Consider the following 23,117-nt stretch of genomic DNA (forward strand, 5'->3'; position numbering starts at 1 on the left):
CGTGCGCCCGATTCGGATGGAGGAGCATACGACGAAATCGTCCTCAGCCCTTCGTGGCGGCTGGACGGCGTCCGCGCCGTTTCTGCATGACGAAGCCGATGATCTTCGCGGCCGCCTCGAAATGCTCGCGCGGGATCGTCTCGTCGACCTCGACAGTGGCGTAGAGGGCGCGCGCCAGCGGCACGTTCTCGACCGTCGGCACGTCGTGCTCCGCCGCGACCTGCCGGATGCGCAGCGCCAGGGCGTCGACGCCCTTGGCCACGCACACGGGCGCGGCGTCGCCCTGATCCGGCTCATAGCGCAGGGCCACCGAATAGTGGGTCGGGTTGGTGACGATCACCGTCGCCTTGGGCACGTTCTGGATCATGCGGCGACGGCTGCGCTGGATGCGGATCTGCTTCTGCCGCGCCTTGACGTGCGGATCGCCCTCGGACTGTTTGAAGTCCTCCTTGACCTCCTCCTTGGTCATCCGCATCCGCTTGGCGAAGCGCAGCCGCTGCCACAGGTAGTCGGCGCCCGCGGTCACCGACATGAAGGCGATCGCCGACACCGCCAGCGTCAGGCAAAGGTCCCGCACCAGCGGCAGCATGGCGGCGGGAGGCAGGGCGGCGAGGGTCTCGAGCCCCGCGATGTGCGGCTTGATCGTCAGCCAGCATATGATGCCCAGCACCACCAGCTTGATGAAGGTCTTCAGGAACTGGACCAGCCCGTCCGGGCCGAAGATGCGGTGAAAGCCGCTGATGGGGCTCAGCTTCTTCAGGTCGGGCTTCAGCTTCTCGGCCGAGAAGACGATGCCGCCCGACTGGGCCACGTTGCCGCCGACGCCGCCGATCAGCACCGCCAGCGCCAGGGCGCCGAGGAAGGGGGCCGCGGCCCAGAGGGCCCGCGCCCCGATCTCCACCCCCGCGCCCGCGTCCAGCGCCCCGGTCATGCGATGGGGCGAGGCGATGAAGGGCAGCAGATCGCCGGCCATCCGGGTCGCGAATCCGCCGCCCAGCGTCAGGATCACCGCCGCCGCCCCGACCAGCGACAGTGTCGACCCGACGTCGGGACTGCGGGCGACGTCGCCCTTCTTGCGGGCTTCCGCAAGTTTTCGTGGGGTGGCGTCTTCTGTCTTCGACTCGGGATCCGGCGTGTCAGCCACCGGCGCCTCCCGAAACGAAGACCTGCGCCAACGCGCGGTAGCGGTCGATGAAGACCGTCCCCAGCGTGCCCAGCGACAGGGCGAAGATGGCCAGGCCGCCGAGGATGCTCAGCGGCGCGGTGGCGAAGAAGACCTGGAACTGCGGCATGACCCGCGCGATCAGGCCCGAACCGATGTTCAGCACCAAGGCGAAGACCAGGATCGGCCCGGCCAGTTGCACGCCCAGCAGAAAGCTGTCGCCCAGCGTCCGGATCGCCAGCGTGGTGAAGTCCCCGGCGATCAGCGGCTGGACCGGCGCGATCAGCCGGTAGCTGCCGACGAGACCGGCGAAGAACAGGTGATGGGTGTCCGTGGCGAACACCAGGGTCACGCCCATCACGGTCAGGAAGGCGGCGATGGTGGTGCCCGGCTGGGCCTGCAGCGGATTGGCCGTCTGGGCGAAGCTGAGCGTGGTCTGCAACGACACCACCTCGCCCGCGGTGGCCAGCGCCGTCATGAAGGCGCGCAGGACCGCACCGATCGCCAGTCCGACCAGCACCTCGCGGATGATCCAGCCGACGGTGGCGCCCAGGCTTGCGGGCAGGGGTGGCAGCAAGGCCGTCAGCACGGGCCACAGGGCCAGGGTGATGACCAGGGCCAGCGACAGGCGGATGCGCGGGGGCACATAGCTCTCGCCGATGCCGGGCAACATCAGAAGCACGGCGCCCAGACGCGCGAAGATCAGGGCCGCGGCCCAGACCTCGTCGGCGGCGGCGAACGCGTTCACCCGGTCACATGCCCGAGATGCGTTCGGCGATCGTTCGCATGAAGCCGCCCAGCAGGCCGCCCATCAGCGGCAGGAACAGCAGAAGGGAGACGAAGATGGCGAGGATCTTCGGCGCATAGACCAGGGTCTGCTCCTGAATCTGCGTCAGGGCCTGGAACAGGCCGATGCCGACGCCGACCACCAGGGCGACGATCAGGGCCGGGGCGCACAGCTGGATCGTCAGCCACAGGGCATCGCGCCCCACGTCCAGCACTTCCGCTCCGCTCATGGCCAAACTCCAACTCGAACCGGGCAGAAAGTGCCCGGTGCATGGTTAACGGCGGGTTAGGGATGAACGCTGGAACGGACGGCCGCGCTTGCCGTAGATGAAGGCATGACCCGTCCCCCCGTGACCCAGACCGACGCCGAAGCCGCCGTGCGCACCCTCATCGAATGGGCCGGCGACGACCCCGACCGCGAAGGCCTGCTGGACACGCCGGCCCGCGTCGCGCGCAGCTATCGCGAGCTCTACGAAGGGTACGACATCGACCCCCGCAAATATCTGGAGCGGACCTTCGAGGAGGTCGGCGGCTACAACCAGATGGTCGTCCTGAAGGACATCCGTTTCGTCAGCGCCTGCGAGCATCACATGCTGCCGGTCGTGGGCGTGGCGCACGTGGGCTACCTGCCGACGGACCGCGTGGTCGGCATCTCCAAGCTGGCGCGCGTGGTGCGCGGCTTCGCCCGCCGCCTGCAGATTCAGGAGAAGATGACGTCCGAGATCGCCCTCGCGATCGAGGAGGTGCTGCGCCCCCAGGGCGTGGGCGTGGTCATCGAGGCCGAACACAGCTGCATGACCCTGCGCGGCGTCAACGCGCCGGGCGCCAGCCTGACGACGAGCCACCTCAGCGGCGTGATCCGGGACGATCCGAGGACGCGGGAAGAGTTCCTGCGCCTGACGCGCCGCGGGTGATTTTCCCGGCCCGCTCCTTGCGGCGAACGGCCCGAAAGGACCCTTCGTCATGGTTCAGGCCCTGATTTCGACCCGGAATGAGACAACGGCCATCGCGCGAGGGGGCTGGCTGGACGCGCTGCGTTTCATCGTGGCCTTCCTGATCATCCTGCATCACTTCCAGGCCGCGGGTCCGCATGCGCTCGCCGAGACCCTGCACCCCGTGTTCGAGCGGGGCGGCTTCCTGCTGACCAACTTCTTCCTGATCGACAGCGGCTACGTTCTGATGCGGGTCTACCAGGACGCGTTGCGGCGCGGGACGATGTCCCCGGGCGACTTCGTGCTGAAGAGGGTTCTTCGGGTCGTCCCGGCGCACCTGATGATGATCCTGTCGCTGGCGGGACTGGTGATTCTGAGCTCCGCGGCTGGCGTGGCGCCGCGCAATCCGGAATGGTTCGACTGGAGTCAGTTCCCGGCGCAGCTCCTCCTCGTCCAGAGCTTCGGCGTCCCCGGCGGGCTGGGCTGGAACGCGCCGACCTGGTCGATCTCGGCGCTGATCGGCTGCTACCTGGCCTTCCCGTGGATCCTGAAGGGGTTGAACCGCGTCGGTGCGTGGACTGCTCTGGGCCTGGGCGTCGGCGTCTATCTGCTCGTCAATGAGGCCACCTGGGCCGCCCTGGGCCTGCCGGTGTGGCAGATGCCGATGAAGTACGGCTTCCTCCGAGCCCTGCCGCTGTTCTTCCTGGGCATGTGTCTGGCGCAGTTCGCCTCGCGCGCCTGGATCCATCCCCGTCTGGCGGGCTGGACGATGCTGGCGGCGACGGCGGGGTTCGCGGCCCTGCAATGGTTCGACAAGAACGCCCTGGCCTCGATCGCCTGCATCGGCCTGATCATCCTGGCCGCCGGCGCGATCCCGGTGACCCGCCGGTCGAAGTGGGTGGAGAAGGCGGCCCTGGTCAGCTTTTCCATGTTCATCTCGAACGAGGTCGTGCGCATCGCCTGGTTCGGCGCGGTCAACGTGGCCGTGGCCCGCCTCGGCCTGTCGGAGCCGGTGCAGTGGGCGCTGTGGAGCGCCGGCGTGCTGGCGGCGGTCGGGTTCGCCTTCGCCTTCCACTTCCTGATCGACTGGCCGCTGCAGGGCCGGATCAAGGCGTGGCTGAAGACGCGCCGGGCCGCCCCCGCCGCGTCGACGGAACCTCAGCCGGCCTGATCGGCCGCGGCGGGTCCGGTCTCCGGCTCCGGTTCGGCTTCGGCCGGTGGCGGCGCCTCACCCAGGGCGTGCGCCACCAGGGCCCTCGCGGCATCGGCGGCGGTCCCGCCGTGCGGCGAGTTGGCGAGAGGCGTCAGGATGCCCAGCGCCTCCCCCACGCGACCGTCGGCGATCAGGGCGGCGCCGTAGCCCAGTCTGACCTCGGCCAACTGGGGGGCGCCGTCGAAGGCGGCCTCCCACGTCATCATGTCGTTCTCGTTGGGATAGCCGGGCTGGCCCTCCCGCGTCCGGGCGATCAGGAGCAGGGTGAAATAGTCGTCAGGGTCGATCCGATAGGCCCGGGCCAGGAAGCCGCGGGCCTGAGCCAGCAGGCTGCGGCGCTGCTCCGGGTCCTCGACGTCGTCGGCCTGACGGATGCGGCCGGTGGCCAGGAACTGCAGCGCTTCGTCGTTCTCGGGATCCAGCTCCAGCACCCGCAGCAGCGTCGCCTCGCCGACCGCCGGATCGCCAATGTGCAGTTCGGCGTGGCCCAGGATCAGCTGGGCGAAGGCGTCGTCGGGCCAGCGTCCGGCGCGCGTCCGGATCTCCGCCAGCGCCTCCTGCCGCCGTTCCTCCGTCTGGCCCCTCTTGATGCGCTGACCCAGCAGGATCAGGTCGCGGGCCGAGGCCGGCATGCGGGTGATCTCCACTTCGATCGGGCGATATTCGATCGGATAGGTCGAGGAATAGACGTTGCCGCGGCCATAGGTCGTCAGGGTCTGGGTGAGCTGGACCATGCTCATGCCGGTCGCCTGAACGATGGCGTCGGACGGTCCCACGCCGGACGCCACCAGGCGCAGATAGGCGTCCAGTTGCCGCGACCGCTCCGGGGTCGAGAAGAACCAGTGGGTCAGCAACCAGGCGACCGAATAGTAGGTTCCCCGGTACTCCCCGCTTTCGATCTGGCCGAACCGCTTGCTCAGCAGCATGTCCAGCGGAATCCACGCGCCGTAGTTCAGCCAGCTGACGCGGCCCTCGTTGGGTTCGCCGAGGACGAAATCGTCGTCGCGGATCCGGGCGGTCATCACGTACTCGGCCAGCCCCTCGCTCAGCCAGCCCGGATAGGGGGCGCTGAGGTGCTGATAGAAGAAGTGGTGGGCATATTCGTGCAGCACCGTCTCGTCGCCGTCGTTGCGGATGGCGACGGCAAAGACGTCTTCCTCGTTCGTCGTGTAGAAGCCGGCGACCCCGCGACCGATCCCGGGCGCCACGGCCTCCAGTCCGGCCTGACGCGCGACGAGATAGATGGGAAGCTTGCGCAGGGTCGGCTCGTCCAGCGGCACGCCGAAACGCAGGCGCAGGATCTGGTCGAACCGCTCCAGCTTGACGACGTAGTCGCGCAACGCCCGCTCGCCGCCGTCGGAATAGACGATGAAGTGCTCGCTCTCGGCCTTGAGCCAGGTCTGCGCGAAGGCGGGACCCGCGCAAAGAGCCAGCGTCACGGCGCCGACGAGCGCCCTCAAGATTCCGAACATCGACCTCACCCCGAACTGCCCTGGGCGAGGCTAGCGGCGGAGCGGGGCCAGGCCAAGCCTGGCCGGATCACGCCGCCAGGCGGTTCCAGACCGCCCGGTCGGCGGCGACGGGGGTCAGGCGGCCGCGGCGGGCCTTGCCGTCCAGATCGGCCAGCACGGCTTCGGGCAGGGCGCAGAACCGGGGCTCGACCAGCTCGGGCAGGCAGTCCCGGGCCGGAGCGGCGAACATGGCCGCGTTCAGCCCGGGCTCGCGATCATGCAGAAGCCAGGCCAGGCGGCGCGCGCGGGCGGGGTCGTTGCGGTGCAGCTCCGGGTCCTCGGCGAACAGCTCGCAACCCAGTTCCAGCACATAGTCGAAGCCCAGCTTCTCGAACCGGCGCGCGTCGCCGGGCGTGACCGGGCAGGTCTCGTCCAGGTCGAACACGACGTCGTTCAGAAGAAAGAGCATGCGAACCCACCACCATCACGTCGGGCTCAGATCGGCCCGTTGATGGGAAGATAGGCGCCGCCGCTTGCGGTCCGGTTCACGAACGCGGCTAAGAAAGTGTGATGGTTTCCGGGGGCTTAACCAAGCCTCTCGGTCAGGAAATGGCGTCCTTGCCGGTCCTCGATCTCGACCACCCAGAGGTCGGGATCATAGTCGATCTGCCGACGGATCCACGCGTCGACCTCGCTCTCGAACTCGCTCTCCATGGGCTCGATCCACATGGGCGCCCCGTCCGGCGCGACGGTCTCGCTCCATACGCGCGCGCGCCGTTCGGAAGAGTTCCAGACCTTCACCAGCACCGCGCCGGCGCGATCGTCGCCATGCCGGGCGACGGTGGCGGAGGCGCCCTCCAGTTCCGCCCGGCGGATCAGGGCGGCGACCCAGACGTGCGAGGCGATCAGCAATTCGTCAACCTTGCTCGGGAACCGGACGGGAAGGGTCGCCGTGCTGGTATGGCGGCATGAGGACGTCCCGCCAACCCCGATCGCGCCTGTGGGCCGCCGCCGTCGTCGCGGCCATGACCGCTCTGACGGCCGCGCCCGCCGTGGCGGCGGACGCTCATTACGACCGCGCCTTCATGCTGGCGGCCGACGCCCGTTGCGGCCTGTTCGCCCCGCCGGTCCGCGTCGCCCTGACGGCGGCGACGCTGCAGGCGCGCGGGGCCCAGCTGCGCGGCGGGGCCACGGCGGTCCAAGCGGCCGAGACCGCGCGCCGCGCCCGTGCGCGCGCCGCGGCGACCCGTTGCGACCATCCGGAGCTGCGTATGGTCGCGGGACGGGTGGATCAGGCCTTCGCCGGCTGGCTGGGCCTGCGGCGCATGGAATTTCCCGGACTGTCGGCCGCGTGGTCGGCCGACCGCGCCGGCTTCGACGCCCCCCGCTGGCGTCTCTCGCAGACCGGCCTCACCGGCGCGTCGCCGGTGGTCGTCGGACGTGTGTGGGGCGAGACCGGTCTGACCGTCGCCGTCTCCTTCGTCGGCAAGCCGCGTCCGACCTCGGCCCGCATCGTGATGCGCGACGTGGGCCGCTTCCCCAACCCGTGGATCGGCTCGCGCCCGACCCTGGCCCCCGAGGCGCAGCGTCGCGCGGTGTGGGCCGGCGAAACGGCTCCGGCCGCGAAGGCGCTGTTCCCCGGCGGCCGCCGGGGGGGCGAGGCGTGGGCGTTCCCCGAGCGCGCCGTCGCCGAGCTGGCGGCGCTGGATCCGCGCGAGGCTTTCGTCGTGGAGTTCGTCTTCCGCGACGGCAGCGTGGCTCGCGCGCAGTTCGAGGTGGGCGATCTGGCCGCCGCCGAGGCCTTCCTCGAGCTCGGAACGCTCTAGCCCCGCTGCGGCAGCGGAATGATCTCCGCTCCCCCCGCCGGCGCGTTCGCGGCCGGGGCCGCGGCGACGGGCAGACGCACGGTCGCGGCCGTGCCTTCGCCCAGGGTGCTGTCCAGCGTCAGCCGCCCGCCGTGCAGTTCGGCAAGCGAGCGCACGAGCGCCAGCCCCAGTCCGGTTCCCTGCGCCTTCTGATCCGGCCCGCCCGCCTGCTCGAAGGGCCGGCCCAACCGCTTCAGGTCCTCCGGGGCGATCCCGGCGCCGGTGTCGGCCACGACCAGTTCCAGGTAGGGGCCGATGACGCCGAGCGTCACGGTGACGGACCCCTCGGGCGGGGTGAATTTCGCCGCGTTCGACAGCAGGTTCAGGGCCATCTGCTTCAGGGCGCGCCGGTCGGCGGTGACCGGCAGCGCCTCGGTCGGCAGCACCCCGGTCAGGTGCACGCCGCGCTCGTCGGCCAGGGGACGGACCAGAGCCATGGCGGCGGCGACCGGTTCCCGGGCGTCCATACCCTCCAACGTCAGGGAATAGCGCTGGGCCTCGATCTTCGACACGTCGAGCACGTCGTTGATCAGGTCCAGCAGGTGCGCGCCCGCTTCGTGGATCGAGGCGGCGTAGTCGGCGTAGCGGTCGGGCAGGGGGCCGAACAGGCGCTGGCGCATGATGTCGGCGAAGCCGAGCACGGCGTTCAGCGGCGTGCGGAGCTCATGGCTCATGTTCGCCAGGAAGCGGCTCTTGGCCTGGTTCTGGGCCTCCGCCTCGGCGCGGGCGGCGTCCAGGGCCACTTCACGCGCATGGTCCGTGGTGGTCTCGAAGGCTTGGACGATCAGGCGCGGCCCGGGGGCGGCGGGGTCCTCGAAGCGGCGCAGCAGCAGGGTGACGCGCCGGTCCAGCGCCGTGCGCGGAGCGAAGCGCACGCTGGCCGTGGGTCCGCTGAGGGCGCGGTCGATGGCGGCCATGACCGCGGTGCGGTCCGGCGCATGCACGGCGGCGAACAGCCCGGTCTCGAACAGCGGCTCGATCGGCAGGGCCGCGGGCGCCGCGCCATAGGCGGCCAGGGCGCGCCCCGAGGGATCCATGATCAGGGTCAGGCCGGGCTGGCCGGCGAGGACGGACTCGACCCGCCGCACGCCGCCGCGCGCGGCGTCGAGGCCACGCTCGGTCGCGCGCCATCCGAGCCGCAGGGACAGCAGGAAGGCGGCCAACGCCAGAAGTCCTGCCGTCGCGGCGGTCTGGGGCGAAGCGGAGGGCGCGACGCCGTAGAGCGCCGAGGCCAGACCGACCACCACCGCCAGCGCCGAGCCCGCGGCTCCGAGCGCCGTCAGACGGAGCGCGAACGGTCGTCCCCCGCCCAGCGACAGGCCCGCCGCCACCGGCATGACCATCAACCCCGCCAGATCTCCCCCGACGCCGCCGCCCAGCAGGGCCGCGACGCCGGCGGCGGCCGACCAGACGCCCAGGATCAGGACGCGATGGCCCAGGCCGTCGCGCCAGAGCAGCGACAGGCCCATCAGGCCCGGCACCGCCGCGGCCAGGAAGCCCCAGACTGCGGGTCCGCTCTCGCCGCCCAGCCAGCGGAGGGCGAGGGCGATGACGGCCACGGCCACGGCCCAGCCTGCATGCCAGGCGGCGAGGCCGGGCAGTGTGGGGTCGGCGTCGGGGATCCGGCTGTCGGCGTCGGGGGGCAAGCAGGCGAAACTCGTTCCGCGCCCGGACGGGGCGCACGGAACGTAGACTAGCGATGCGCGCGAGTCGCCGCGACCGCGCTCCCGCGCCGGGGGAACGGAATGAGGGGATCGACGCGGGACGGCTGGGGACGGTCCGACCGATTGTGGCCGGCGGCCCCACGGACTATCTGGCGCCCATGACCGACCGCCCCTCGATCGACGACGTCCTGGCCGAACTGGTCGAGGAGTTCGACCTGCTGGGCGACTGGGAGAGCCGCATCCAGTACGTCATCGACCTGGGCCGCGAACTGGAACCCCTGCCGGACGCGGATCGCGTCGAGGCCAACAAGGTGCCGGGCTGCGCCGCCCAGGTGTGGCTGGTCTCCGGCCGTGACGGCGACCGTCTGACCTTCCGTGCCGACTCCGACAGCGCCCTGTCGAAGGGCAACGTCGCCCTGCTGCTGCGGCTCTACTCGGACCGCACGCCGGCCGAAATCCTCGCCTTCGACGCCCGCGCCGCGCTCGACCGCCTCGGCCTGCCCCAGGCTTTGACCCGTCAGCGCGCCAACGGCCTGAACAGCATGGTCGGCCGCATCCGCGAGGCCGCGCTGGCCGCGGGCTGAGTCAGCCGATGCCGTAGTGCCGGGCCAGCGCCTGGAGGCCCGCTCTCAGCTGGTCGCGGGCGGCGCGGCGGCGCAGACCCAGCTGGTCTTCGGCGGCCTGCAGGGCCGATCCGCGCACGCAGACGGCTTCCAGAACGGGACGCAGGCGCGGCCCGGCGGCGCGCAGCGCCGCCTCGACCCGCTCGCCCGCCCTGTGCGCCCGGTCGTCCGGCTCGAACCGCGTCGAGGTGCCGGAGCGGGAGATCGGCAGGGCGTCCCAACGCAGGGTCAGCGAGGGTCCGCGCAGGGCGTCCTCCGCGTCCCGGGTCAGCCGCTCGCCCGCGGCCCGCTCCGCCGGGGTCAGCCACGGCCGACCATGGGCGTCGCGTCGTGCAGCGAGCCACTGCAGCGCCGTCGGCGTCAGGTTGGCGCGGCGGCGGGTCGGAACGCCGTCGGTCTCCATCACCACGCGCTCCCCCTCGTCCGTCCCGGGGCGTGCGGCCCGGTCCGGCTCCCCGGTCCCGACCTCTCGGGCCAGCCATCCGCCGCCCCGCCGGGCCCGCAGGCCGGGATCGCGCGCGAGGTCAAGAAAGGCGGCCTCGTCCAGCGTCAGGATCACCCGGGCACGCCGGTCGGGCCCCGTGCGCAGGACGTAGCCGGCGGGCGTCTGTTCCAGCCAGCCCCGGGATCGGGTCATCAGCGCCCGGGCTCTCGCCGCGCCCTTCACGCCACCTCCAGCGCCGGGCCGTCGAAGACGGCGCGCATCAGGGCCTCGATCCGGTCGAGGGTGTGATCGAACGCGCCGGCTTCACGGGATTGCTCGGCCCATCTGCAGGCCGTCGCCGCGGTGCTGCGCGTCACGCCGAATGCGTGGCTCACGCGGTCCAGGGTCCATCCGTGCACCACGTGCGTCAGATACAGCGCCAGCCACCGCGCTCGGCAGGCGGTCTGGCCGCGCCCCCCTTGGGCCACCGCCTCGGGAGCGAGATCCGTCAGCGCGGCCGCCATGTGCAGCGCCAGCGCCGCCCGCGCCCGGTCGGCGCCGGTGATGGGCACGCGATAGACGTCCTTGCTCATCCTCACTTTCTCCACTCTCCCGCGGCGCGTCTGATGGCGTCCGAAGAATGGGAAAATAGTCCTAAGATGCGCCGGAATCGGTCGCAGCCGCCAAAGCGCACGGCGCTTGACGCAGGACTCTCGACGGCGATTCGCAAATCAGCCTACGATTCGCCCCGAAGGCGGCGTTAAGGGTTCTTAAGCTTTTGCGCGGTTAACGTCCGAACAAGGTTACCCGGCGCTCGGGTGCACGAGATTACGGCCAAGCTTTGCCTGGAGGGGCATGAATGCGCGTCCTGCTTATCGAAGACGATCACGCGACCGCGCAGAGCATCGAGCTGATGCTGAAGTCGGAAGGCTTCAACGTCTACACGACCGACCTCGGCGAGGAAGGCATCGATCTGGGCAAGATCTATGACTACGACCTGATCCTGCTGGATCTGAACCTGCCCGACATGAACGGCATCGAGGTGCTGCGTCAGCTGCGCGTCGGCAAGGTCAACACGCCGGTGATGATCCTGTCGGGCTCGACCGAGATCGAGACCAAGGTGAAGACCTTCGGCGGCGGCGCCGACGACTATCTGACCAAGCCTTTCCACAAGGACGAGCTGATCGCCCGCACCCATGCGGTGGTCCGTCGCTCCAAGGGCCACGCCCAAGCCATCATCACCACCGGGGAGATCGCGGTGAACCTGGACGCCAAGACGGTCGAGGTGAACGGCCACCGCGTCCACCTGACCGGCAAGGAGTACCAGATGCTGGAGCTCCTCTCCCTGCGGAAGGGCACGACCCTGACGAAGGAGATGTTCCTGAACCACCTGTACGGCGGCATGGACGAGCCCGAGCTGAAGATCATCGACGTCTTCATCTGCAAGCTGCGCAAGAAGCTGGCGACGGCCGCGGGCGGCAAGCACTACATCGAGACCGTCTGGGGCCGCGGCTACGTCCTGCGCGACCCGGCCGAAGGCTCCGTCAGCGCCGCGGCCTGATCCCCTTCAGCCACGCCTGACCCTAAGACGCCCGCCGGGAAGCCGGCGGGCGTTTCCGCGTTCAGGGGCCGACCGTCCGCGCCGGCCCGCTCGCGCGCCTCACATTGCCCCGCGAGGTTCCGTTTGCGCCCGACGCGCCGTAAGGGTTTGTGCCCCCGGTTCACTGTCGGCTATCAAGCGGACTGTAACCGCTTACACGAGATTCCTCCCTCCATGCCCAACGCCGCGCCGATCCGCTCCGAAGCGCCGCAGGCCCGATCGGCTCCGGACCTGCCCCGGGGCGCGCAGGCGGGGACGCCCGAAGGGATCGAGGCCCTGATCGCGGCGATGACGCTGGAGGAGAAGGCCGGGCAGCTGACCATCATGCCCGCGGCGCTGGCCCCCTCTCTGGCCAACGCCGCCAATCCGGAAGCGATCTCCGGCACGCCCTCCCAGCAGGAGCAGGCGGTCCGCGAGGGCCGGCTGGGAGGCGTGTTCAACGGGGACTCGGCCGACTGGCACAGGCGCATGCAGCACGTGGCCGTGCACGAGAGCCGGCTGGGCATCCCGCTGCTGTTCGCCGCCGACGTCATCCACGGCTTCCGCACCATCTTCCCCGTGCCCCTGGCCGAGGCGGCCGCCTTCGATCCGGAGCTTGCCCGCCGCACCGCCCGCGCGGCGGCCGAGGAGGCGACGGCCGTCGGTCTGGCCTGGAACTTCGCCCCCATGGTCGACGTGTCCCGCGACGCACGCTGGGGCCGGGGCGTCGAGGGCGCAGGCGAGGACGTTCTGCTGGGATCCCTGCTGGCCGCGGCCCGCGTCGAGGGATTCCAGGGGGCGCGGCTGGACGACGCCGACGCCATGCTGGCCACGCCCAAGCATCTGGCCGCCTACGGCGCCGCCGCCGGCGGCCTGGACTATGCGGGCGCCGACGTGTCGGAGCGCACGCTGCGCGAGGTCTATTTTCCGCCCTTCCAGTCGGCGTTCGGCGCCGGGGCCCTGTCCACCATGGCGGCCTTCAATGACGTCGCCGGCGTGCCATGCCACGCCAACTCGTGGCTGATGAAGGACGTGCTGCGCGGCGAGTGGGATTTCGAAGGCTTCGTGGTGTCCGACTACACGGGCGATTTCGAACTGATCGCCCACGGCCTGGCCGAGGACGAGCGCGACGCGGCGCGTCTGGCCTTCGCCGGCGGCGTGGACATGAGCATGTCCAGCGCGCTGTACGCCCGCTTCCTGCCGGACCTCGTCCGCGCGGGGGAGGTGGACGAGGCGGAGGTGGACGCCTCCGTCCGACGGGTTCTGAAATTGAAGGCGGCGCTGGGTCTCTTCGAAGACCCGTTCAACCGCCTCGCCCCGGCCCGCACCGAGAAGGGGCACGCGCCGACGCACCGGGAACTGGCCCGCGAGGCGGCGCGGAAGTCGCTGGTCCTGCTGAAGAACGAGGGCGGCCTGCTGCCGCTGGCGCGCTCGGCGAAGATCGCCCTGATCGGCCCGTTCGCCGCCGGTCACGATCACCTGAACGGACCGTGGGTTCTTTTCGGCGATCCGCGACAGGCCACCTCCGTCGAGGACGGCCTGCGCGCCGCCATGGCCGACCCGCAGGCGCTGACCGTGGCCGCGGGATGCGCGGCCGAGGCGGAGATCGCGGGCGGGATCGACGAAGCCGTCTCCGCCGCCCGCGCCGCCGACGTCGTCGTGCTGGTCGTCGGCGAGGGCGAGCGCATGTCGGGCGAGGCGCAGTCGCGTCTCGACATCGGCCTGCCCGAGCCTCAGCGCGCGCTGGTCGAGGCGGTTCGCGCGGTCGGCAAGCCGACCGTGTTGATCCTCAAGTGCGGGCGCGCCATGACCCTGGATCCCGCCTCCGAGGCGTCGAAGGCGCTGCTGGTCGCCTGGTTCCTCGGCGTCGAGACGGGCGGGGCGCTGGCCGACGTCCTGTTCGGCGACCACGCTCCGTCGGGCCGACTGCCGGTCAGCTTCCCGCGCCACGTGGCCCAGTCGCCCTTCCACTACGACCGCAAGATCACCGGGCGTCCGCCGCTGAGCCTCCAGCACGGCGAGGAGTTCAAGGCGCGCTATCGGGAAAGCCTGAACCTGTCCGCCTGGCCGTTCGGTCACGGCCTGACGTATGGCGACGTGGCCTATGCCGATCTCGATGCGGGCGCGGGCCGGATGGCGTGGGACGGCTCGCTGGAAGTCGCCGCGACCATCACGAACCGCGGCGCCCGCGAGGCCGAGGAACTGGTCCAGCTCTACATCCACGACCGCGCCGCCTCGGTGACCCGTCCGATCCGTCAACTGAAGGGCTTCAAGCGGGTGACCCTGGCTCCCGGCGCGTCCGAACGCGTGGCCTTCACGCTGACGCGCGCGGACCTGACCTTCGTCGGGCCCGATCTGACCTGGATCGCCGAGCCCGGCCGCTTCACGGTATGGATCGCGCCCTCTGCGGAGACCGGCGTCGAGGGCGAGTTCGAGCTTCTGAAGCCCTAATCCAACGCGGCGACGACCGCGCCGTGCATCGGCGTGGGCGCACCGGACGCGTCGAACAGAAGCGGCTGATCGCCCGATCCCGCCCTGGCGTCGCGGTTCAGCCAGCTGTCCGAATTCCTTGCGCCCCAGACGGTGAAGGCGAAGCGCTGATCGTCCGGCAAGGCCATGAAGCTCTCGGTCAGTTCCGTCACGCGCGCAGCCTGCTGCGCCCGCTTCTGGCCGTCGGGTCGGAGATCGACGCGACGGTCGGACTTCAGCGACGCGTCCAGTTCCGAGACGTGGATCTTGAGGCCGAACTGCGCGGCCTCGCGGAAGAAGCCGGCGATCTGGCCCTCGGCGATCTCGACGTCCAGGTGGCTCTGCGTCCCGATGCCGTGGATCGGCGTGCCCGCCTTCATCAGGGTCTCGACCAGCCGCAGGAAGGCGGCGCCCTTCCGCGGCAGGTTCTCCAGATTGTAGTCGTTGAGGAACAGCACCGCGTCCGGATCGGCCTCGTGAGCCACGTCGAAGGCGCGGCGGATGTGGTCGATCTCGCCGAGGGACTGCGACCAGTGGTGAGTGCGCAGGCCGTCTCCGTCCTCGGCGACCGGCTCGTTGACCACGTCCCAGCTGACGGCGCGGCCGCGATAGCGGGCGGTCACCTCGCGGACGTAGCGGTCGTAGTCCCGGGCGAAGGTCGACTTGTCGAGCCCGGCGAAGGGCTCGGCGCCTTGCGAATACCAGACGAGGGCGTGGCCATGCAGGCGCATGCCGTTCCGCCCGGCGAAGTCGGCGCAGGCGTCGGCGCGGGAGAAGTCCAGCGACCGGTCGGGCCGCAGGATCGCCTCCATCTTCATCTCCCACTCGGGCGTGAACTGATCGAATTCGCGCGCGACCAGCTCGCGCCAGCCGGCGTCGCCGAACTGGCCGCTCATGCCGCACACGCCGACGGGGCAGGGCAGCAGGTCCTTCAGCGGACGCGTCGCCGCGGGTGCCGACGGCGCGCCGGCGCAGGCGGCGAGGGCGAAGGAACCGGAAAGGACCGAGCGGCGCGTCGGCATGGGCCTCAGCCCGCGCGGCGCCTCAGGCCCAGCTCGTCGAACCGCGCCGTTTCCTTGCGCGCGGCGGCGACGAGGGCGTTCAGACGGGTGGTCTCGGCCACGTGTTCGAACTTCTTCAGCTCCTCGAAGGCCCCGGTCAGGGCGTCGCGGGCGCCTGCCTCCTCGGCGCCGATCTGGAGGACGTCGGCCTCGGCGGCGCCGCGACGGGCCTTCCACCCGGTGACGTAGGCGTCCAGCAGCATGCGGGCCTCGGCGTCGGAGCGGGCGCGCTCGCGCTCCACCTCGACCTCGGCGTCCAGCACGGCGATGCGCATCTCGGCCGAGGCGCGGCGCGCGGTGATCTCGGCCAGACGCTTCTGCAGCGTCTCGACCTCATAGTTGGAAATGCGGATCAGCGACTGCGCCCAGGCCGTCATGTCGTCACTCCCTCACCATGCCCTGATTCAATATGGCCTCCAGCCGGGTAAAGGATTCGGTAAGAGGCGTGGCCTCTTCCGGTCTTTGGCTGAGGAAGGCCTCCAGCGCCGGGTTCAGGGCGATGGCGCGGTCGACGATGGGATCCGCCCCGCTGCGATAGGCGCCTATGCGGATCAGCTCCTCCATGTTCGAGTAGGCGCTGAGGCACTGCCGCGCGCGCTTGTTCAGCTCGCGCTCCGGCTCGGTCTGGTTGCCCGGCATGGTTCGGCTGATCGACTTCAGCACGTCGATGGCGGGGAAACGCCCGCGCTCGGCGATCTTGCGGTCCATGACGATGTGGCCGTCCAGGATCCCTCGCACCGCGTCGGCGATCGGCTCGTCGTGGTCGCCGCCGTCGACCAGGACGGTGAACAGGGCGGTGATCGGCGCCGCCGTGGTGCCGTCGGGCCGTCGCGGGCCCGGACCGGCCCGCTCCAGCAGCTTGGGCAGTTCGGTGAAGACGGTGGGGGTATAGCCCTTGGTCGTCGGCGGTTCGCCCGCCGCCAGACCGATCTCGCGCTGCGCCATGGCGAAGCGGGTGACCGAGTCCATCAGGCACAGGACCTCGAGATCCTGATCGCGGAAGTATTCCGCCAGAGCCAGGGTCATGTAGGCCGACTGGCGCCGTTTCAGCGCCGGCTCGTCGGAGGTGGCCACCACCACCACAGCGCGGCGCAGGCCCTCCTCGCCCAGCGTCTCTTCCACGAACTCGCGCACCTCGCGGCCACGTTCGCCGATCAGGCCGACGACCACGACGTCGCAGCTGGCTTCCTTGGCCAACATGGACAGCAGCACCGACTTGCCCACGCCGGAGCCGGCGAAGATGCCCAGCCGCTGGCCCCGGCAGGTGGTGGTGAAGACGTCCATGGCCCGCACGCCGAGATCCAGCCGTTCGCCCACGCGACCGCGCGAGTGGGCCGGCGGCGGCGAGGCGCGCAGGGGATAGGCGGCGGGGCCGAGGGGCAGGGGGCCCTTGCCGTCGATGGGCTGTCCGAAGGCGTCGACGATGCGGCCCAGCCAGCCTGTTGTGGGGCGAACGGCGGCGGCGGCGTCGACGATGCGGATGTCGGCCCCCGGGGCCACGCCCTCCACCGGGCCGAAGGGCATCAGCAGGGCCTTTGCGTCGCGGAAACCGACGACCTCGGCCGGCAGGGGATCCAGCCCGCGGCCTCGACCGATCTCGGCCCGGGCTCCGACGGCCAGACGCGACAGGCCGCCCCGGCTCTCGATCAGAAGGCCCGACACGCCCGCGACCTTGCCGGTCACGACCAGCGGATCGACGGCTTCGACGGCGGCGATCAAGTTGCGCAAGAGGAACCCCGGAACCAGGTTTCAGGGATGCGGGATCGTGGTTAACCGGAAATGAAGATCGGCCGCCCTTCGTGAGAGCGCGTCTCCATCGACCGCATGGTGGTGCGCGCCGGGCCCGGTGTCAGCCGTCGATCATCTCGGTGACCTTGGCGGCGAGGTCGGCCATGACGAAGGGCTTGGTCAGCACCTCCATGCCGGGGGCCAGCAGACCGTTGCCGACGGCGGCGTTCTCGGCGTAGCCGGTGATGAACAGCACCTTCATGTCCGGCCGGGTTTCGCGCGCCGCGTCGGCGACCTGGCGACCGTTCAGTCCGCCCGGAAGGCCGACGTCGGTGATCAGAAGGTCGATGCGGACGTCCGACCGCAGAATGGCCAGGCCGGTGGGGCCGTCCGGCGCTTCGATCGCGGCGTAGCCCTGCTCCTGCAGCACCTCGACCACAAGCATGCGCACGGTCGGCTCGTCGTCGATGACCAGCACCGTCTCTCCGTGCCCGGGCGCCCCGGCCAGGGCGACCCGGACGGGGTCCTCATCCGACACCTCGCCCGACCAGCGCGGCAGATACAGGCACATGGTCGTGCCTGATCCGACCTCGGAATAAACGCGCACCTGGCCGCCCGACTGGCGCACGAAGCCGTGGATCATCGACAGGCCCAGACCGGTGCCCTGACCGATCGGCTTGGTGGTGAAGAAGGGGTCGAAGATGCGCTCGATCACCTCCGGGGCCATGCCCGAGCCCGTGTCGGTGACGCAGAGCGAAACGTACTGGCCCGGCGGCAGGTCGCGCTCGCGGGCGTGGCGTTCGTCCAGCCATTTGTTGGCCGTCTCGATGGTCAGGCGTCCGCCGTCGGGCGCCATGGCGTCGCGGGCGTTGATGCACAGGTTCAGCAGGGCGTTCTCGAGCTGGGGCTGGTCGACCCGCGTCGCCCACAGGCCGCCCGCCTGCACCACCTCGACCTCGACGTCCGGCCCGACGCTGCGGCGGATCAGCTCCTCCATGCCGCCGATCAGCCGGTTCACGTCGGTGGGTTTGGGATCCAGCGTCTGTCGACGCGAGAAGGCCAGCAGGCGCTGCGTCAGCGAGGCGGCGCGCTGGGCCGCGCCCTGGGCGGCGTCGATGTAGCGCTCCATGCCGGCGGTCCGCCCCTCGGCCAGGCGCTTGCCGAGCAGTTCGAGGCTGCCCGAGATTCCGGCCAGCAGGTTGTTGAAATCGTGGGCGATGCCGCCGGTCAGCTGGCCGACGGCCTCCATCTTCTGGCTCTGGCGCAAGGCTTCGTGAGCCGCCGCAAGCTCGCGGGTCCGCGCCTCCACACGTTCCTCGAGGGTGACGTTCAGATCCTCCAGAGCCCGCTCCGCCAGCTTCCGGGCCGTCAAATCCTTGAACAGCACCGCGACCTGGTTTCGCTCCGGCGGCTCGATGCGGAACGCGGCCAGTTCAAGCCAGCGGCCGGTGGCCTCCAGCTCCTTCTCGAAACGGATCGGGCGACCGGTGACCAGCACCTCCCGGTACAGGTCGATCCACGCCTCGGCCTCGTCGGGAACCATCTGGCGCACATACTGGCCGACCACGTCGGGGATGCCGGCGTTGGTGGTGTAGGCGGCGTTGGCTTCCACGTGGACGTAGTCGTCGAAGCGGCCGCGCGGACCGTCGACGAACTCGATGACGCAGAAGCCCTCGTCCATGGTCTTGAACAGGTCGCGGTAGCGCGCCTCGCTGTCGCGCAGCGCCGCCTCGTCGCGCACGCGCTCGATGTGGGCCCAGCAGCGGGTCGTCACTTCGCGGATGGTGGCGAGCTCGGCGGACGTCCAGACGTGAGGGTCCTTGTGGTGGATGGCCATCAGGGCCAGCAAGCGGCCCTCTTTGACCAGCGGCATGCAGATGGTCGCGGAGACGCCGATCGACTGGAAGGTCGCCGCCTCTTCCGGAGCGATCTCCTTGAGGTTGTCGTTGATGATCAGGGGCCGGCCCGCGCCCAATTCCTGGACCGCCAGCTCGCCGAAGTCGGCCAGGCTGTAATGGCCGACGATCGAGGGCGTGCCCGGCGCGGCCCAGTCGCCGCGGATGGTGAAGCCGTCCTGATCCGGGTCCATGTCGGCGTAGGCGCAGTTGGTCACCCCCAGATGCCGCGCCGTCATCCGGGTGACGATCGCCAGGATTTCCTCCGGGTCGATCGCCGTCTGGGCCGCGGTCGTCAGGTCGTCGAGGAAGCGCAGCCGGGACTCGCTCTCGCGCAGAGCGGCGGTGACCCGGGCGCGCTCGCTGACGGTCCGCACCCGCTGGGCCACTTCACGGACCAGGGCCACGTCGTCGTCGCTCCAGACCCGAGGCGTGGCATTGTTGACGAACAGCAGGGCCACGACCTGCCCGTGCTCGATCAGCGGCAGGTTGATCAGGGCGCGGGCGCTGATGGTGTCCAGGGCGGCGCCGCCGTCCTGGACGCGCGGATCGTCGGCGGCGTCGGCGAAGACCACGGCGTCGCCGCGCGACAGATCCTCGATGTAGTCGCCGAAGTCGCGGAAATGAATGACGCCGGCGATGCTCTTCACGCCCGGCGCGTTCCAGTCGCGGTCGATGGTGATGGTCTCGGCCGTCGTGTCCATGACGCCGTAGCCGACCCTGCTGACCTGCAGCGTCTCGGCCAGGACGCGGGAGGAGGCGTGCGCGATCTCGGCGGGATCGGTCAGGTCCCGGACGGCCTCGTCCAGCGCCAGGAGGGCGGCCTGCCGCGCCTCCGCGGCCTTGCGTCCGGTGGTCTCGACGACCACGGCCAGCACGCCTGCCGGCCGTCCGCTTTCGTCCGGGACCGGAGAGTAGTCGAGGTTCATCCAGACGCGCTCGGGCGCGCCGTGCCGATGCAGGGTCAGTTCCTGATCCACATAGGACAGGGTTCCGCCCGCCAGCCCGACCTTCATGACGTTGTCGTTGAAGTCGGCAACCTCGGGCCAGCCTTCGCGCACCTCGCTGCCCAGAAGCGCAGGGTGGCGACGTCCGGCGAACACGGAATAGGCGTCGTTGTAGATCATCACGCCGTCGGGACCCCACAGCATGACGAGGGGCACGGGGGAGGCGATCAGGAGGCCGGTGGCGGTCTTCAGGCTTTGCGGCCAGCGGTCTAACGGCCCAAGCGAGGTCGAGGCCCAGTCGAACCCGCGGATGCGCGACGCCATCTCCCCGCTTGAAGGCAGGAAGTCGGCGGCTCCGTCCGCGATGTCCCCTTCCCCCTTCAGCGTTCCTCTCCCCCCAGGCGTGTGAAGCGCGTCACGAACCAACGCCGCCGTGTTGCCAAGGTTCAGCGGGTGGACCGTGTAAAATCGCCTTGGTGCGCTTGCGATCGGCCGGCAAGCCCTATCTTTGGTCGACACGCAGATCGGAGACTTTCCATGACCGGCGCCTATGACGCTTCCCGCCACACGAAGTCCGGCCGGGGCAAGGTCTACGCCTCCATCGTCGACACCATCGGCGACACCCCGCTGGTCGAACTGCCGCGCCTGTCGGCCGAGCTGAGGCCGAAGGGCCGCGTGCTGGCGAAGCTGGAGTTCTTCAACCCGATCGCGTCGGTCAAGGACCGCATCGGCGTGGCCATGATCGAGGCGCTGGAGGCGGTCGGGAAGATCGGTCCCGGCAGCGTGCTGATCGAGCCGACCAGCGGCAACACCGGCATCGCCCTGGCCTTCGTGGCGGCGGCCAAGGGCTACAAGCTGATCCTGGTCATGCCCGAGAGCATGTCGATGGAGCGGCGCAAGATGCTGGCCCTGCTGGGCGCGGAACTGGTCCTGACCCCGGCCGAAAAGGGCATGAAGGGCGCCATCCAGATGGCCCAGGACCTGCTGGAGGCCACGCCCGGCGCCGTCTCGCCGGCGCAGTTCGACAATCCCGCCAATCCCGAGATCCACCGCAAGACCACCGCCGAGGAGATCTGGAACGACACGGCCGGAGAGGTCGACGTGGTCGTCGCCGGGGTGGGCACCGGCGGCACAATCACCGGCGTCGGCCAAGTGTTGAAGGCGCGCAAGGCCTCGGTCCGCATGATCGCGGTCGAGCCGACCGCGTCCCCCGTGCTGTCGGGCGGCGAGCCGGGGCCGCACAAGATCCAGGGCATCGGAGCCGGCTTCATTCCCTCCATCGTCGACCGCTCGGTCATCGACGGCGTCGAGCAGGTCTCCAACGAGGACGCCTTCGCCATGGCCCGCAAGGTCGCATCGGTGGAGGGCATCCCGGTGGGCATCAGCTCCGGCGCCGCCCTGGTCGCTGCCTTCCGCCAGGCCTCCCTGGACGAAAGCGCCGGCAAGACGGTGGTCGCCATCATTCCCAGCTTCGCCGAACGCTATCTGTCGACGGCCTTGTTCGAGGGGCTGTGACCGGCGAACTTCGTCGTTCGGGCGAACGATGATATGCTGACGCTTCCGCGGGCAGGGGGCAGGGCATGTTCTTCGGAGTGTCGGCGCTTCAGAGCTTTCACGTGGCGATCAGCTTGGTCGGGATCGCGGTCGGCCTGTGGGTCATGCTGCAGCTGATCGCCTCGAACCGGGCGCCGTTCGCCACGGCGGTTTTCCTCGGCACGACGCTGGTGACCCTTCTGACCGGGTTCTTTTTCCCGATCACCAGCTTCACGCCCGCGCTGGGCGTCGGGATCGTCTCGACGCTGGTGATGGCCGCGACCCTGCTGGCCCGATACGGCAAGGGCATGCGCGGCCGCTGGCGCGAGGTCTATGTGATCGGCGCCGTGGCGTCGCTGTACCTGAACGTGTTCGTCCTGGTGGTGCAGCTGTTCCTGAAGGTTCCGGCGCTGAACGCCCTCGCGCCGACGGGGACCGAGCCGCCCTTCGCCATGGCCCAGGGCGTCACCCTGGCCGTGTTCGCGACGATCGGCTTCCTTGCCTGGAAGGGTTTCAGGCCCGCCGTCTCGACGATTTGAACGTCCGCTCAAAACCTCGTTGACTCTCGTTCTTGAATGCGCGTTCAATGCGGGGGCGCGGGAGGACGGCGATGGACGTTGACGCGGCGACGGCGAAGATGATCGCCAATCTGGAAGCGAACACCGGCCGGTCGTTTGCCGACTGGATCGCAGAGGCGAAGGCGTCCGGGCACGGGAAGCACGGGCAGTTGGTGGCGTGGCTGAAGGCCGACCGGGGGCTGACCCACGGCTACGCCAATCTGGTGGCGCACAAGGCCATGGCCTCGGACGCCGGGTCGCAGGCGGGCGACGATCTGGTGGAGGCGATGTTCGCGGGGCCGAAGGCGGCGATGCGGCCGGCCTACGACAAGGCCGCGGGGTTCGTCGAAGGGCTGGGCGGCGTCGAGTTCGCGCCGAAGAAGGGCTACATGTCCCTGCGCCGCTCGAAGCAGTTCGCTCTGTTGCAGCCGTCGACGAAGGATCGTCTGGACGTCGGACTTGTCCTGAAAGGGGTCGAGCCCGCCGGACGGCTGGAAGCGGCCGGATCGTGGAACGCCATGGTCAGCCACCGCATCCGCATCGGCTCGGCCGAGGAGGTCGATGCCGAGGTTCTGGGCTGGATCAAGCGGGCGTGGGAAGCGGCATGAGCCCGAACGAGAAGCTGGACGTCAGGACCCGGATCGTGCTGGCCGCCATGGAGCTGTTCTTCGCCAAAGGGTTCAACTCGACGTCGATCGCCGACATCCTGAGCCGCACCCAGCTGAACGCGGGCAGCCTGTATCACGTGTTCCCGGGCAAGCAGGACGTGCTGATCGCCGTGCTGGAATGGTACCGCGACGGCATCCGCGAGAACCTGCTGGATCTGGCGTGGGAAGGCGTCGACGACCCCATCGACCGGATCTTCGCCCTGCTGGACCGCTATCACTGGATGATCGTGGAGACGGACTGCACCTTCGGCTGTCCGATCGGCTCGCTGGCGCTGGAACTGCACGAGGCGGACCCCGCGGTCCGCGACCTGCTGGCGATCAACTTCACCAATTGGGCCGACGCCATCCGCGAATGTCTGGACGCCGCGGGCGACCGGCTGCCGGCCGATCTGGACCGGCGCGCGCTGGCCGAGTTCGTGCTGACGACGATGGAGGGCGGCGTCATGCAGGCCCGCACCTATCGCGACGTCGCCTACTTCGACCGGGGCGTGGCCATGCTTCGCGATCATTTCGACATGCTTCTGGCCCGCGCCGCGCGCCGGCCCGAAATCGCCTGAGGA

23 protein-coding genes are annotated in these 23,117 nt (G+C 70.2%); 10 read left to right on the top strand and 13 right to left on the bottom strand.

Annotation, left to right across the window (positions count from 1 at the left end):
• Window positions 1-43 precede the first annotated feature (43 nt).
• From flhB to fliQ, 3 genes are read right to left on the bottom strand one after another with little or no spacing between them, the layout of a single operon-like run.
• The gene (gene flhB / locus EFJ44_RS06250) at window positions 44-1,144 is read right to left on the bottom strand and encodes a flagellar biosynthesis protein FlhB (RefSeq protein ID WP_125256342.1); all 1,101 of its coding nucleotides are present in this window, start codon (window positions 1,142-1,144) and stop codon (window positions 44-46) included.
• A complete protein-coding gene (gene fliR / locus EFJ44_RS06255; RefSeq protein ID WP_125256343.1) occupies window positions 1,137-1,910 on the bottom strand; it encodes a flagellar biosynthetic protein FliR in 774 nt (257 codons plus the stop codon). The genes flhB and fliR overlap by 8 nt, the downstream gene beginning before the upstream one ends.
• A gap of 4 nt (window positions 1,911-1,914) precedes the next feature.
• Window positions 1,915-2,178: a flagellar biosynthesis protein FliQ gene (fliQ, locus tag EFJ44_RS06260; RefSeq protein WP_125256344.1), complete on the bottom strand. Its 264-nt coding sequence runs from the start codon at window positions 2,176-2,178 to the stop codon at window positions 1,915-1,917.
• A gap of 105 nt (window positions 2,179-2,283) precedes the next feature.
• Here fliQ and folE point away from each other — a divergent pair, with 105 nt between their 5' ends.
• Both folE and EFJ44_RS06270 read left to right on the top strand, forming a co-directional pair.
• Window positions 2,284-2,862, top strand: coding sequence for a GTP cyclohydrolase I FolE (gene folE / locus EFJ44_RS06265; RefSeq protein WP_125256345.1), 579 nt, complete (start codon window positions 2,284-2,286; stop codon window positions 2,860-2,862).
• 49 nt (window positions 2,863-2,911) lie between these two features.
• Window positions 2,912-4,051 carry an acyltransferase family protein gene (locus EFJ44_RS06270; protein WP_125256346.1) on the top strand — a complete coding sequence of 380 codons (1,140 nt, stop codon included), beginning with the start codon at window positions 2,912-2,914 and terminating at the stop codon, window positions 4,049-4,051.
• Here EFJ44_RS06270 and EFJ44_RS06275 read toward each other — a convergent pair.
• The 3 genes from EFJ44_RS06275 to EFJ44_RS06285 all read right to left on the bottom strand — a co-directional run bounded on the left by EFJ44_RS06275 (window position 4,039) and on the right by EFJ44_RS06285 (window position 6,456).
• A complete protein-coding gene (locus tag EFJ44_RS06275; RefSeq protein ID WP_125256347.1) occupies window positions 4,039-5,565 on the bottom strand; it encodes a hypothetical protein in 1,527 nt (508 codons plus the stop codon). The two genes, EFJ44_RS06270 and EFJ44_RS06275, sit on opposite strands and share 13 nt — an antisense overlap.
• A gap of 67 nt (window positions 5,566-5,632) precedes the next feature.
• A complete protein-coding gene (locus EFJ44_RS06280; RefSeq protein ID WP_125256348.1) occupies window positions 5,633-6,013 on the bottom strand; it encodes a hypothetical protein in 381 nt (126 codons plus the stop codon).
• Between the two features lie 116 nt (window positions 6,014-6,129).
• Complete coding sequence (locus EFJ44_RS06285) at window positions 6,130-6,456, bottom strand: DUF1491 family protein (protein ID WP_125256349.1); 327 nt, start codon at window positions 6,454-6,456, stop codon at window positions 6,130-6,132.
• A 56-nt stretch (window positions 6,457-6,512) separates the two neighbouring features.
• On the opposite strand from EFJ44_RS06285, the gene EFJ44_RS06290 reads away from it, so the two are divergent.
• Window positions 6,513-7,370 (top strand): hypothetical protein, encoded by an 858-nt coding sequence (locus EFJ44_RS06290; protein ID WP_206426882.1) that lies wholly within the window; start codon window positions 6,513-6,515, stop codon window positions 7,368-7,370.
• On the opposite strand, the gene EFJ44_RS06295 is transcribed toward EFJ44_RS06290, so the two are convergent.
• Window positions 7,367-9,055, bottom strand: a complete 1,689-nt coding sequence (locus tag EFJ44_RS06295) for a sensor histidine kinase (protein ID WP_125256350.1) — start codon at window positions 9,053-9,055, stop codon at window positions 7,367-7,369. The two genes, EFJ44_RS06290 and EFJ44_RS06295, sit on opposite strands and share 4 nt — an antisense overlap.
• A 176-nt stretch (window positions 9,056-9,231) precedes the next feature.
• On the opposite strand from EFJ44_RS06295, the gene EFJ44_RS06300 reads away from it, so the two are divergent.
• Window positions 9,232-9,657 carry a SufE family protein gene (locus EFJ44_RS06300; protein ID WP_125256351.1) on the top strand — a complete coding sequence of 142 codons (426 nt, stop codon included), beginning with the start codon at window positions 9,232-9,234 and terminating at the stop codon, window positions 9,655-9,657.
• A gap of 1 nt (window position 9,658) precedes the next feature.
• Here the strand turns inward: EFJ44_RS06300 and EFJ44_RS06305 are convergent, their stop codons facing one another.
• Both EFJ44_RS06305 and EFJ44_RS13795 read right to left on the bottom strand, forming a co-directional pair.
• Window positions 9,659-10,333, bottom strand: a complete 675-nt coding sequence (locus EFJ44_RS06305; protein WP_125256352.1) for a DUF6456 domain-containing protein — start codon at window positions 10,331-10,333, stop codon at window positions 9,659-9,661.
• Window positions 10,334-10,359: 26 nt separating this feature from the next.
• Window positions 10,360-10,713 (bottom strand): chromosomal replication initiator DnaA, encoded by a 354-nt coding sequence (locus EFJ44_RS13795; RefSeq protein WP_164511869.1) that lies wholly within the window; start codon window positions 10,711-10,713, stop codon window positions 10,360-10,362.
• A 266-nt stretch (window positions 10,714-10,979) separates the two neighbouring features.
• On the opposite strand from EFJ44_RS13795, the gene ctrA reads away from it, so the two are divergent.
• Together ctrA and bglX are read left to right on the top strand one after the other, a co-directional pair.
• Complete coding sequence (ctrA, locus tag EFJ44_RS06315) at window positions 10,980-11,681, top strand: response regulator transcription factor CtrA (protein WP_125256353.1); 702 nt, start codon at window positions 10,980-10,982, stop codon at window positions 11,679-11,681.
• 213 nt (window positions 11,682-11,894) lie between these two features.
• Window positions 11,895-14,150, top strand: coding sequence for a beta-glucosidase BglX (bglX, locus tag EFJ44_RS06320; RefSeq protein WP_125256354.1), 2,256 nt, complete (start codon window positions 11,895-11,897; stop codon window positions 14,148-14,150).
• On the opposite strand, the gene EFJ44_RS06325 is transcribed toward bglX, so the two are convergent.
• The 4 genes from EFJ44_RS06325 to EFJ44_RS06340 form a co-directional block, all read right to left on the bottom strand.
• The gene (locus tag EFJ44_RS06325) at window positions 14,147-15,190 is read right to left on the bottom strand and encodes an endo-1,4-beta-xylanase (protein ID WP_125256355.1); all 1,044 of its coding nucleotides are present in this window, start codon (window positions 15,188-15,190) and stop codon (window positions 14,147-14,149) included. The two genes, bglX and EFJ44_RS06325, sit on opposite strands and share 4 nt — an antisense overlap.
• A 5-nt stretch (window positions 15,191-15,195) precedes the next feature.
• Window positions 15,196-15,606 carry a flagellar export protein FliJ gene (locus EFJ44_RS06330; RefSeq protein WP_125256356.1) on the bottom strand — a complete coding sequence of 137 codons (411 nt, stop codon included), beginning with the start codon at window positions 15,604-15,606 and terminating at the stop codon, window positions 15,196-15,198.
• A gap of 4 nt (window positions 15,607-15,610) precedes the next feature.
• Window positions 15,611-16,957 (bottom strand): flagellar protein export ATPase FliI, encoded by a 1,347-nt coding sequence (fliI, locus tag EFJ44_RS06335; RefSeq protein WP_125256357.1) that lies wholly within the window; start codon window positions 16,955-16,957, stop codon window positions 15,611-15,613.
• Window positions 16,958-17,078: 121 nt separating this feature from the next.
• On the bottom strand, window positions 17,079-20,123 hold the full coding sequence (locus EFJ44_RS06340) for a GAF domain-containing protein (protein WP_125256358.1): 3,045 nt from the start codon (window positions 20,121-20,123) through the stop codon (window positions 17,079-17,081).
• 213 nt (window positions 20,124-20,336) lie between these two features.
• Here EFJ44_RS06340 and cysK point away from each other — a divergent pair, with 213 nt between their 5' ends.
• The 4 genes from cysK to EFJ44_RS06360 all read left to right on the top strand — a co-directional run bounded on the left by cysK (window position 20,337) and on the right by EFJ44_RS06360 (window position 23,114).
• Window positions 20,337-21,314 (top strand): cysteine synthase A, encoded by a 978-nt coding sequence (cysK, locus tag EFJ44_RS06345; RefSeq protein WP_125256359.1) that lies wholly within the window; start codon window positions 20,337-20,339, stop codon window positions 21,312-21,314.
• A gap of 65 nt (window positions 21,315-21,379) precedes the next feature.
• Window positions 21,380-21,871, top strand: coding sequence for a hypothetical protein (locus tag EFJ44_RS06350; RefSeq protein ID WP_125256360.1), 492 nt, complete (start codon window positions 21,380-21,382; stop codon window positions 21,869-21,871).
• Window positions 21,872-21,942: 71 nt separating this feature from the next.
• Entirely contained in the window at window positions 21,943-22,497 is a 555-nt protein-coding gene (locus tag EFJ44_RS06355; RefSeq protein WP_125256361.1) for a DUF5655 domain-containing protein, read from the top strand.
• Entirely contained in the window at window positions 22,494-23,114 is a 621-nt protein-coding gene (locus EFJ44_RS06360) for a TetR/AcrR family transcriptional regulator (protein WP_125256362.1), read from the top strand. The genes EFJ44_RS06355 and EFJ44_RS06360 overlap by 4 nt, the downstream gene beginning before the upstream one ends.
• Window positions 23,115-23,117: the final 3 nt, after the last annotated feature.

It is taken from the genome of Brevundimonas fluminis (genome assembly GCF_003934285.1).
GTDB lineage: Bacteria > Pseudomonadota > Alphaproteobacteria > Caulobacterales > Caulobacteraceae > Brevundimonas > Brevundimonas fluminis.

Bases quoted from the DNA above. Each gene is read 5' to 3' on its own strand.
- fliQ (WP_125256344.1), bottom strand. From the start codon at position 2,178: ATGAGCGGAGCGGAAGTGCTGGACGTGGGGCGCGATGCCCTGTGGCTG.
- folE (WP_125256345.1), top strand. From the start codon at position 2,284: ATGACCCGTCCCCCCGTGACCCAGACCGACGCCGAAGCCGCCGTGCGC.
- EFJ44_RS06270 (WP_125256346.1), top strand. From the start codon at position 2,912: ATGGTTCAGGCCCTGATTTCGACCCGGAATGAGACAACGGCCATCGCG.
- EFJ44_RS06275 (WP_125256347.1), bottom strand. From the start codon at position 5,565: ATGTTCGGAATCTTGAGGGCGCTCGTCGGCGCCGTGACGCTGGCTCTT.
- EFJ44_RS06280 (WP_125256348.1), bottom strand. From the start codon at position 6,013: ATGCTCTTTCTTCTGAACGACGTCGTGTTCGACCTGGACGAGACCTGC.
- EFJ44_RS06290 (WP_206426882.1), top strand. From the start codon at position 6,513: ATGAGGACGTCCCGCCAACCCCGATCGCGCCTGTGGGCCGCCGCCGTC.
- EFJ44_RS06300 (WP_125256351.1), top strand. From the start codon at position 9,232: ATGACCGACCGCCCCTCGATCGACGACGTCCTGGCCGAACTGGTCGAG.
- EFJ44_RS06305 (WP_125256352.1), bottom strand. From the start codon at position 10,333: ATGACCCGATCCCGGGGCTGGCTGGAACAGACGCCCGCCGGCTACGTC.
- EFJ44_RS13795 (WP_164511869.1), bottom strand. From the start codon at position 10,713: ATGAGCAAGGACGTCTATCGCGTGCCCATCACCGGCGCCGACCGGGCG.
- ctrA (WP_125256353.1), top strand. From the start codon at position 10,980: ATGCGCGTCCTGCTTATCGAAGACGATCACGCGACCGCGCAGAGCATC.
- bglX (WP_125256354.1), top strand. From the start codon at position 11,895: ATGCCCAACGCCGCGCCGATCCGCTCCGAAGCGCCGCAGGCCCGATCG.
- EFJ44_RS06325 (WP_125256355.1), bottom strand. From the start codon at position 15,190: ATGCCGACGCGCCGCTCGGTCCTTTCCGGTTCCTTCGCCCTCGCCGCC.
- EFJ44_RS06330 (WP_125256356.1), bottom strand. From the start codon at position 15,606: ATGACGGCCTGGGCGCAGTCGCTGATCCGCATTTCCAACTATGAGGTC.
- EFJ44_RS06340 (WP_125256358.1), bottom strand. From the start codon at position 20,123: ATGGCGTCGCGCATCCGCGGGTTCGACTGGGCCTCGACCTCGCTTGGG.
- cysK (WP_125256359.1), top strand. From the start codon at position 20,337: ATGACCGGCGCCTATGACGCTTCCCGCCACACGAAGTCCGGCCGGGGC.
- EFJ44_RS06350 (WP_125256360.1), top strand. From the start codon at position 21,380: ATGTTCTTCGGAGTGTCGGCGCTTCAGAGCTTTCACGTGGCGATCAGC.
- EFJ44_RS06355 (WP_125256361.1), top strand. From the start codon at position 21,943: ATGGACGTTGACGCGGCGACGGCGAAGATGATCGCCAATCTGGAAGCG.
- EFJ44_RS06360 (WP_125256362.1), top strand. From the start codon at position 22,494: ATGAGCCCGAACGAGAAGCTGGACGTCAGGACCCGGATCGTGCTGGCC.